This is a genomic window from Lishizhenia sp., assembly GCF_057456495.1.
Map to the genome: position 1 here is coordinate 1 of NZ_JBVCPV010000324.1, position 1,596 is coordinate 1,596.

The window sequence follows — 1,596 nt, forward strand, 5'->3', positions numbered from 1 at the left end:
ATTCAAAAAGCCATAGGTTGGAGTTTGCGTCAATATTCTAAGTACAATCCAGAAGCCGTAAAAGCCTTTTTGGCGGAACATGATTTTTCAACCTTGGCAAGAAGAGAGGGGAGTAAGTATTTGTAACAAAATATTACTTTAGGGGTTATAGCATCAAATATACCCCCTATGAAATTACTACCTCTATTATTGGTCTTTGTTTTAACTGCCTGTATTACCATTGAGCCTACTTTTGTTTATCAAGAAATGGAAAAGATTCCGAATACACGAGACAAAAATGTATGCGGTTTATTGAAAGATTCAGTGATTTTATATGCAGCTTTCATCGATGTAGAAAAGCATCACCCCTATACGGATTTTGATTTAGCGAGTACACAAGATTCTATTAGAAAGGCGATAGATTGGGTAGAAAATCAAGCCGCGAATTATGGCGTACCCTTGAAAATTAAGTTGATTAATCATGATCAATTTAAAAGAAAAAGCATAAAGGAGAAAAGTGCAAAGGTGTGCTTTGAACATTACGACAAAGCTTTTTATAAGTCTGGAGTTTTAAAGTATAAAGATTACATGAATTGGTCGGACGGTATTGCTAAATATATGGGAAGAGCGAATAGAGCGGCCGTAAATAGAAGTTTGGCAAGTTATGTAAGGGTTAAAGATTTGCAAAGTTTTAACGCCGTGTTGCGCGATAAATATGATTTTGAAAATATCGCCCACATGTATTTCATGAATGCCTATTACGAAGATGTACTCGGAAGGGCGTGGAATACGGCAATTGATCATAACGTTGAATTTGCCATTATAGAAGGTAAAAGCGTTGCGGTAATAGCACATGAATTTTTACACTTGTTTGGAGCCGTTGATTTGTATGCAACGCAAGAATATTCCTTTTTTAAGTTCGATGAAATTGCAGAAAAATATCCAGCATCTATAATGTTAGAGTCATACAAGGATATAAATAAGTTAGAGGTTGATTCTATCAATGCTTATTTCTTGGGGTGGACACATCAACTATCTGAGGAAGATAATGAACTACTTTTTCACAAGCTAAAAGCCCCTGTGTATTAGATTGCCTTTCCCCTAATTTTTAATTATCTTCGTGCCTCTGAAAACAGGAAATTATGTACGGAAAAATACAAGATCACTTAGCAAGTGAGTTAAAAGCTATAGAAGAAAACGGTTTATTTAAAAGAGAACGTATCATTACTACGCCTCAAGGTGCAGAAGTACACGTAAGCACGGGAGAAGATGTAGTGATTATGTGTGCCAACAACTACCTTGGTTTGTCGTCTCACCCAGAAGTTATCCAAGCCTCTAAAGATGCATTAGATACACACGGTTTTGGTATGTCATCTGTTCGTTTTATTTGTGGTACGCAAGATATTCACAAAGAATTAGAAGGTCGTATTGCTGATTTCTACGGAACGGAAGATACTATTTTGTACGCAGCTGCATTTGATGCAAACGGAGGTGTTTTTGAACCATTGTTCACAGCAGAAGATGCAATTATCTCTGATGAATTGAACCACGCTTCTATTATTGATGGTGTGCGTTTGTGTAAGGCGCAACGTTACCGTTACAAGCACAGCGATATGG

The 1,596-nt window shown here is 36.8% G+C and carries 3 protein-coding genes; all 3 read left to right on the forward strand.

The features are described from left to right. Positions 1–12 precede the first annotated feature (12 nt). Positions 13–126 (forward strand): DNA alkylation repair protein, encoded by a 114-nt coding sequence (locus tag AC22ZQ_RS14595; protein WP_413468693.1) that lies wholly within the window; start codon positions 13–15, stop codon positions 124–126. Between the two features lie 42 nt (positions 127–168). Then, positions 169–1,068, forward strand: coding sequence for a hypothetical protein (locus tag AC22ZQ_RS14600; protein ID WP_318959482.1), 900 nt, complete (start codon positions 169–171; stop codon positions 1,066–1,068). A 53-nt stretch (positions 1,069–1,121) separates the two neighbouring features. Next, positions 1,122–1,596: aminotransferase class I/II-fold pyridoxal phosphate-dependent enzyme (locus tag AC22ZQ_RS14605; RefSeq protein ID WP_318959483.1), on the forward strand; the 475-nt coding region annotated here is incomplete at its 3' end.

Coding starts and splice junctions, on each gene's coding strand:
- AC22ZQ_RS14600 (WP_318959482.1), top strand. CDS start 169: ATGAAATTACTACCTCTATTATTGGTCTTTGTTTTAACTGCCTGTATT.